A 6,616-nucleotide genomic window follows, 5' to 3' on the forward strand; every position below is an offset into this window, starting at 1 on the left:
GTGGAAAATTTATCCCGGGCTTTATTAAACGGGTAAAGATTACCCTTTAACTCTTTCTTGAATATTAATAATAAAAAAGTAATTGGAATTTTATTATGTGGCAAATCATTAAACAGCTCCCCTTTTGGCAAAAAGTCCTTGCGGGCTTCATCTTAGGGGCCATGACAGGCGTAGCTTTTGGCGAGTCAGCCACAGTTCTGAAACCTTTGGGCGATCTCTTTATCGGTGCCATCAAGATGTTGGTTGCCCCGTTAATACTCTGCGCCATTGTCGTCAGCATAACGTCTCTGGGCTCCCAGGTTAATCTTAAACGCCTCAGCTTTAAGACCTTGGCCATGTTCATGTTTACCGGTACTGTTGCCTCATTGATTGGTCTCACTGTGGGCTCTCTGATAGACATGGGAGGCTCGATGGAACTGGTAGCCACCGAGGTCAGGGAACGTAATGTCCCAGGCTTCGCACAGGTATTGCTAAACATGATCCCTGTTAACCCTTTTGCTTCTCTGGCCGAAGGTAAGGTATTGCAGATAATTGTTTTTGCGGCTTTAGTTGGTATCGCAATCAATAAAGTCGGTGAAAAGGCAGAGCCACTCAAGCGCGGCTTTGAGGCGGGAGCAGAGGTGATGTTCCAGTTAACCCGTATGGTACTGCAGTTAACCCCTATCGGCGTATTTGGCCTGATGGCATGGGTTGTCGGCGCATACGGTTTATCCACTCTCCTACCCTTAGGCAAGTTTATTGCAGCTATCTATCTGGCCGCGCTTATCCATATTATCTTTGTTTATGGTGGCCTGATAAAGTTTGCAGCCAAATTGAGTCCACTCCAATTTTTCAGAAAGGCGATGCCCGCTCAGCTGGTAGCATTCACTACAGCATCGAGCTTCGGCACTCTACCGGCCAGTACGCGCTGCAGTGAGTCCATGGGAGTATCTAAGCAATATGGTTCTTTTGTCCTGCCCCTGGGCGCGACGATGAATATGGACGGTTGTGGTGGCATCTATCCGGCTATTGCAGCCATCTTCATTGCCCAGATCTATGGTATCCCACTGGAGATGACTGACTATATGCTGATCGCTGTCACGGCAACGGTAGCATCGGTTGGTACCGCTGGTGTACCGGGAAGTGCCATGGTCATGTTGTCTGTGACTCTGGGAGCTGTCGGGCTTCCTCTTGAGGGGATTGCATTTATCGCGGCGATAGATCGTATCATCGACATGATAAGAACCAGTACTAACGTAACCGGCGATATGATGACGGCCGTTGTTATCGGAAAATCTGAGGGGCAACTCGATGAGAAGCAGTTCTATGCCGACGACGAGGCAGTTGATAATGCCAATGAAGAGGCATTAGCCAAATCTAAGCCCGTATCTGAGTAAACATAGCTCGATATCACAGTATATGAAAAGCCGCTGATGCGGCTTTTTTTGCCTCTGACAGTTGCTAATCAACTGTTCAAATTGAGTTATTTAGTATTATACTTATCTCGCTTCCACTGGACTTCTAAGTACAAGGCAAAATAAATATGGCAAAATTCTTCCTGCTCCCCATAATCTTATGCCTGTTCTGGACACTGTTCCTGCACCTCAACGGTGTCCCTATCAAACAGGGTAAGAAAGGCTTTATCTACATCATAGCCATCAGCGCGACGATAATTCTGTCACTCGGTATTTTGCTGTGGATCACCGCCGGGCAAAATATTCGGAGTTAAAGCTCATTAGCCCCCGTTTAATATATTTGTATCTAAAAAGCCTCTATAGTTTTATCTTGCTCTGCTTTTATAGTATAAGCACTCCCAATTTCGCTCGTTTCCAATAATTAATACCAGTCGGTATAAGCATGCTTTAGAAGGTTCCATGTCAGATAAATTTTTCTTTAAAGGGCGTAAAACCCCTAAGCCTAAACATGAAAGTTTTGGCTACAACACGAAACGGGTAGCCAGACCCGGCACCAGTGATAACCCTTTGACCTTAGTTGTCCCTTCCCCTGAGAGAAAAGCTGAAATAGAGGCTATCTTGCTACAGCATCAGCTGATCGCTCATTTAGAGGTAAACCCTGATGCCGAAGAGAACATCAGTGAATTGGACGGAGTGCTGAATAAACCTAAAACGACACGTTTTGAGAAGAAACCCAACAGGAACGAAGCCTGCCCATGCGGCAGTGGTAAGAAATATAAGAAGTGTTGTGGTTAGTACACAGCCACATTAACAACAGACATCACTGGTTTGGAGGGATAAACCAGTGACATCTCTACCCGGAATCTCTGAGATCACATATTACTCGAAATAACGGCTAAGTGTTGCTCCAGTTCATCTTCGGTCGTCGGCAAGCTTTCCAGTTCAAACGTTAACGGGTTTCCGCCATTAAGCATAAACACCGAGCTTTCACCATGATCGTAATGAAACCACTTTCCATTGATACATAGATCCGTATAGCAGTTCGGTAATAATTCCATATGTACACCTCTTATATATGTTCTTAACGGTTCGGTCGAATCAAACGATACGGCCCACAAAATAGTGACCCAACTCTAAAAAATCCCAAACCAACAACAATAACCCGCAACCAAGAGTTGCATATGTGATATCGATCACCCTTATAAGACCTTAAATGGCTTAGAGGGACATTGATCTATATCAAAGAGCTTCGAGTTACCCGCTGAGCAAAAACGGTAAGAAAAAGAGTATTCCACCAAATTAGTCTGCTAAATCAACTAATATCAGATAAAAAACGCGTAAAAAAAAGTCTCACAACTATAATCTGCGAGACTTAATTCCTGGACACTACCACCTGTTAAACGCTACAAGCAGTTATAGCTAGCACTGTCTTTTACCAAGAAGGGCTGTCACCTCTATTACCCCAATACAGCGATCAAGACCCCGGCCGCGACAGCAGAGCCCAGCACACCGGCGACGTTCGGTCCCATGGCATGCATCAGCAGGAAATTATGCTGATTAGACTCTAAGCCAACCTTGTTCACGACTCTGGCAGCCATAGGTACAGCCGAAACTCCTGCGGCACCGATTAAGGGGTTGATCTTCCCCCCGGAGAGCTTACACATGAGTTTAGCCATCAGCACTCCGGTCGCAGTGCCAATCGCAAAAGCGACAGCACCAAGGAGTAAGATTCCTAATGTCTCAACCTGTAGAAACTTATCCGCAGAGAGCTTTGAGCCAACAGCCAGCCCCAGGAAGATGGTCACGATATTGATAAGCTCGTTTTGCGCTGTGCTCGACAACCTGTCAACGACACCGGACTCGCGCATCAGGTTACCAAGACAGAACATGCCGACCAGCGGCGTTGCCGCCGGCAGAAATAAGATTGTAAGCCCCAACACCATAAGCGGGAAGATGATCTTCTCCCGCTTACTCACCTCCCTTAGCTGCTCCATCTTTATCTGGCGCTCAGACTCTGTCGTCAGCAGCTTCATGATAGGTGGCTGAATCAACGGAACCAGGGCCATATATGAATAGGCGGCAACGGCAATGGCTCCCAAGAGTTCCGGCGCAAGCTTAGATGCCAGAAAAATAGCCGTGGGTCCATCGGCCCCGCCAATGATGGCGATAGCGCCGGCATCTTGCATCGAAAACTCAAAACCGGGTACAAAGTTAAGGCCGATAGCACCGATTAAAGTAGCAAAGATCCCAAACTGTGCCGCGGCTCCCAGCAGCAACATCTTGGGGTTAGCTATTAAGGCACCGAAATCTGTCAATGCCCCCACCCCCATGAAGACCAATAACGGAAATACCCCGGTTTCGATACCCACATGGTAGGCTAAATAGAGCAGCCCCCCCTCCTCCGTAAAGCCTCCGTTTGGAATGTTTGCTAAAATTGCACCAAACCCAATCGGCAACAGGAGCAGAGGTTCGAAGCCTCTGGCGATCGACAGATACAGCAGCAGAGCTCCGACCCCCATCATCAACAGCTGTCCCGGGGTGAAATTGGCAATTCCTGACTCAGCCCAGAATGCGACTAATCCTTCCATTTGACCCCCTAGGCTATGCCAAGCAGTTGGTTACCGACGGCGACTGAGTCCCCCTCCTTCACCCAGATCTTACTGACAACACCATCAGTTTCGGCCCTGACTTCAGTTTCCATCTTCATCGCCTCTAAGATAATGACCACATCACCTGCACGCACCGTATCACCGGCCTGAACGTTCACCTTAAAAATATTGCCTGACAGAGGAGCACTCACCTCCAGCTTTATTTCCCCACTCGATACCTTAGTATCACCGACATGAGGAGCAACGAAAGGAACGATATTCTCAGCGGATTTGATCTGCTCAATATCACCGCCGGGAGATACCTCAACCACAAAGCTTTGCCCCTGGACATTAACCGTGTATGTCTCGGGCCCTCTCTCACTCGCTGATAAACTCTGCACCACTTCTTTAACCGGCTCAGCCCCATCAGGCTTAGGCTCAAACATCTCCGGATTATTGCGGTGTTTAATGAACTTAAGACCAATTTGTGGAAACAGTGCATAGGTCAGAACATCATCGGCTAACTCCTTCGCCAGAGTAAGCCCCTCACTGTCTGCCTTCTCTATCAGTTCTGCACTGAGCTTTTCAAACTCCGGGGCTAACAGGTCCGCCGGACGGCAGGTAATGGCCTTAGCACCATCGAGTACCTTAGCCTGAAGTGTGGCATTGACCGGTGCAGGGGTCGCACCATACTCTCCCTTCAACACTCCCTCAGTCTCTTTCGTCATCGACTTGTAGCGTTCACCGGTCAACACATTAATCACAGATTGAGTGCCAACGATCTGCGATGTGGGGGTAACCAATGGCAGATAGCCTAAATCTTCACGCACTCTAGGGATCTCTTCGAGTACCAGATCCAGCTTATCCGAAGCCCCCTGCTCCTTCAGCTGGCTTTCCATGTTAGTTAACATGCCACCGGGCACCTGAGCACGCAGGATCCGGGAGTCAATCCCTTTAAGTTCACCTTCGAACTGAGCATATTTTTTTCGTATCGCCCTGAAGTAAACCGCGATCTCCTCGAGTAGCGCCATATCATAACCAGTGGCTCTGTCTGTCCCTTCGACCATAGCAACCAGGGTCTCCGTTGCACTGTGGCCATAGGTCTGACTCATGGGGGATATTGCAGTATCGAGCACATCTATTCCCGCCTCTATAGCCTTCAGGTAGGTCGCCGAACTTAGACCTGTAGTGGCATGACACTGCATTGAAACGATAAGGTCCGTTTCAGATTTTATCTGGCTGATCATATCGAAGGCATCGAATGGCTTAAGCAGCCCGGCCATATCTTTGATACATAGTGAATGACAACCCATATCTTCCAGGCGCTTAGCCATATCGGTCCAGGTATCGAGGGTATGAACCGGGCTCGTGGTATAGGAGATAGTCCCCTGAGCGTGGGCACCTACTTCGATGACTGACTTGACCGCTGTGTCTAAGTTACGAATATCGTTCATGGCATCGAAAATTCGAAAGACATCGACGCCATTAATGTGTGCCCTTTCAACAAACTTGTGCACCAGATCATCGGCATAATGGCGATAACCCAGCAGGTTCTGCCCCCTGAGTAACATCTGCTGAGGTGTATTTGGCATCGCCCTCTTTAACTCCCTGAGCCTCTCCCAGGGGTCTTCTCCAAGATACCGGATACAGGAGTCGAAGGTCGCTCCCCCCCAGGATTCCAGTGACCAGAAGCCCACCTTGTCCAGCAGTGGCGCGATGGGGAGCATATCCTCAGTACGAAGGCGAGTGGCGAGGATAGATTGGTGTGCATCTCGTAAGATAACATCAGTTAATGCAAGTGGCTTGCTCATAGAAACTCCCTACTAGTAATTTTTGTTATGCTTTTGCACGATATTGGTGTATTGCTGAAGTGATAACCGCAACCATCAGAGGGTCTATACCCTGCGTGGGCGTACTATCCGGCTGCTCAGCTTGTGCCATATGTTCAATAGGCTGAGGGGCAAACTTATGTGCCACCAACTTAATACCTAAGATCAACAGGGTTAGAAACACAAAAACCAGTCCCATTCCCAAAAGCATGATGCCAAATGCTTCAATCATCTGTTCAGTTATCGAATTCATATCAACCTCTGTATTAACCCCACCCAACCATGAATACAAAGCAACATAAAGCAGTTTTATATTCACAGCAGAGCTGAAAAGCGGCAGCCCGACAGTGAAATCCCCCAGGTTTTCTTAGTCGATTGCCGCTGTTAACGGTAAAAACGATAACTAATCTATAACAAAATTGCGAGCATGCTGTAAATTGGTCATACCAATAATAGATAAACGTGACCAGCAAGGAGGAGAATTCCTCAATAAAACAGCCTCAACGATGAACAAACCTTAACAGGCAAGCATTTCTCATGACTTTTTTCTAAAACAATCAGTTTATGGGAAGAAATTGAATCCCAAATAAAGAACAAAAAACAGTCAAGTGAAAAGTTATGCAGTTAACGCGAGCACCTTAATACCCATAGATATCGGAAAGTGAGCAGGAGATAAGAAGATGTGGAGATTAGCAGGCACAAAAAACCCGTTGATAATATCAACGGGCTTGTAATGGCGGAGAGGGAGGGATTCGAACCCTCGATGGGATTTAAAGCCCATACTCCCTTAGCAGGGGAGCGCCTT

At 47.6% G+C, this 6,616-nt stretch carries 7 protein-coding genes; 3 read left to right on the top strand and 4 right to left on the bottom strand.

Annotated features, from left to right (window positions below):
* Positions 1-95 precede the first annotated feature (95 nt).
* From Q1B47_RS08890 to Q1B47_RS08900, 3 genes are all read left to right on the top strand, one after another.
* Positions 96-1,376, top strand: a complete 1,281-nt coding sequence (locus Q1B47_RS08890) for a dicarboxylate/amino acid:cation symporter (RefSeq protein WP_299791877.1) — start codon at positions 96-98, stop codon at positions 1,374-1,376.
* A 146-nt stretch (positions 1,377-1,522) separates the two neighbouring features.
* The gene (locus Q1B47_RS08895; RefSeq protein WP_299791880.1) at positions 1,523-1,708 is read left to right on the top strand and encodes a hypothetical protein; all 186 of its coding nucleotides are present in this window, start codon (positions 1,523-1,525) and stop codon (positions 1,706-1,708) included.
* Positions 1,709-1,853: 145 nt separating this feature from the next.
* Positions 1,854-2,189 carry a PBPRA1643 family SWIM/SEC-C metal-binding motif protein gene (locus Q1B47_RS08900; RefSeq protein ID WP_299791883.1) on the top strand — a complete coding sequence of 112 codons (336 nt, stop codon included), beginning with the start codon at positions 1,854-1,856 and terminating at the stop codon, positions 2,187-2,189.
* A 77-nt stretch (positions 2,190-2,266) separates the two neighbouring features.
* On the opposite strand, the gene Q1B47_RS08905 is transcribed toward Q1B47_RS08900, so the two are convergent.
* The 4 genes from Q1B47_RS08905 to Q1B47_RS08920 form a co-directional block, all read right to left on the bottom strand.
* Positions 2,267-2,452: a hypothetical protein gene (locus Q1B47_RS08905; RefSeq protein WP_299791886.1), complete on the bottom strand. Its 186-nt coding sequence runs from the start codon at positions 2,450-2,452 to the stop codon at positions 2,267-2,269.
* A gap of 399 nt (positions 2,453-2,851) precedes the next feature.
* Positions 2,852-3,982 carry a sodium ion-translocating decarboxylase subunit beta gene (locus Q1B47_RS08910; RefSeq protein ID WP_299791889.1) on the bottom strand — a complete coding sequence of 377 codons (1,131 nt, stop codon included), beginning with the start codon at positions 3,980-3,982 and terminating at the stop codon, positions 2,852-2,854.
* A gap of 8 nt (positions 3,983-3,990) precedes the next feature.
* Positions 3,991-5,793: a sodium-extruding oxaloacetate decarboxylase subunit alpha gene (gene oadA / locus Q1B47_RS08915; protein ID WP_299791892.1), complete on the bottom strand. Its 1,803-nt coding sequence runs from the start codon at positions 5,791-5,793 to the stop codon at positions 3,991-3,993.
* Positions 5,794-5,818: 25 nt separating this feature from the next.
* Positions 5,819-6,064 carry an OadG family transporter subunit gene (locus Q1B47_RS08920; RefSeq protein ID WP_299791895.1) on the bottom strand — a complete coding sequence of 82 codons (246 nt, stop codon included), beginning with the start codon at positions 6,062-6,064 and terminating at the stop codon, positions 5,819-5,821.
* Positions 6,065-6,616: the final 552 nt, after the last annotated feature.

Source organism: uncultured Shewanella sp. (genome assembly GCF_947501225.1).
Lineage (GTDB): Bacteria > Pseudomonadota > Gammaproteobacteria > Enterobacterales > Shewanellaceae > Shewanella.

Excerpts from the sequence above, each read along its gene's own strand:
- Q1B47_RS08890 (WP_299791877.1), top strand. The coding sequence starts at position 96 with ATGTGGCAAATCATTAAACAGCTCCCCTTTTGGCAAAAAGTCCTTGCG.
- oadA (WP_299791892.1), bottom strand. The coding sequence starts at position 5,793 with ATGAGCAAGCCACTTGCATTAACTGATGTTATCTTACGAGATGCACAC.
- Q1B47_RS08920 (WP_299791895.1), bottom strand. The coding sequence starts at position 6,064 with ATGAATTCGATAACTGAACAGATGATTGAAGCATTTGGCATCATGCTT.
- Q1B47_RS08905 (WP_299791886.1), bottom strand. The coding sequence starts at position 2,452 with ATGGAATTATTACCGAACTGCTATACGGATCTATGTATCAATGGAAAG.
- Q1B47_RS08910 (WP_299791889.1), bottom strand. The coding sequence starts at position 3,982 with ATGGAAGGATTAGTCGCATTCTGGGCTGAGTCAGGAATTGCCAATTTC.
- Q1B47_RS08900 (WP_299791883.1), top strand. The coding sequence starts at position 1,854 with ATGTCAGATAAATTTTTCTTTAAAGGGCGTAAAACCCCTAAGCCTAAA.
- Q1B47_RS08895 (WP_299791880.1), top strand. The coding sequence starts at position 1,523 with ATGGCAAAATTCTTCCTGCTCCCCATAATCTTATGCCTGTTCTGGACA.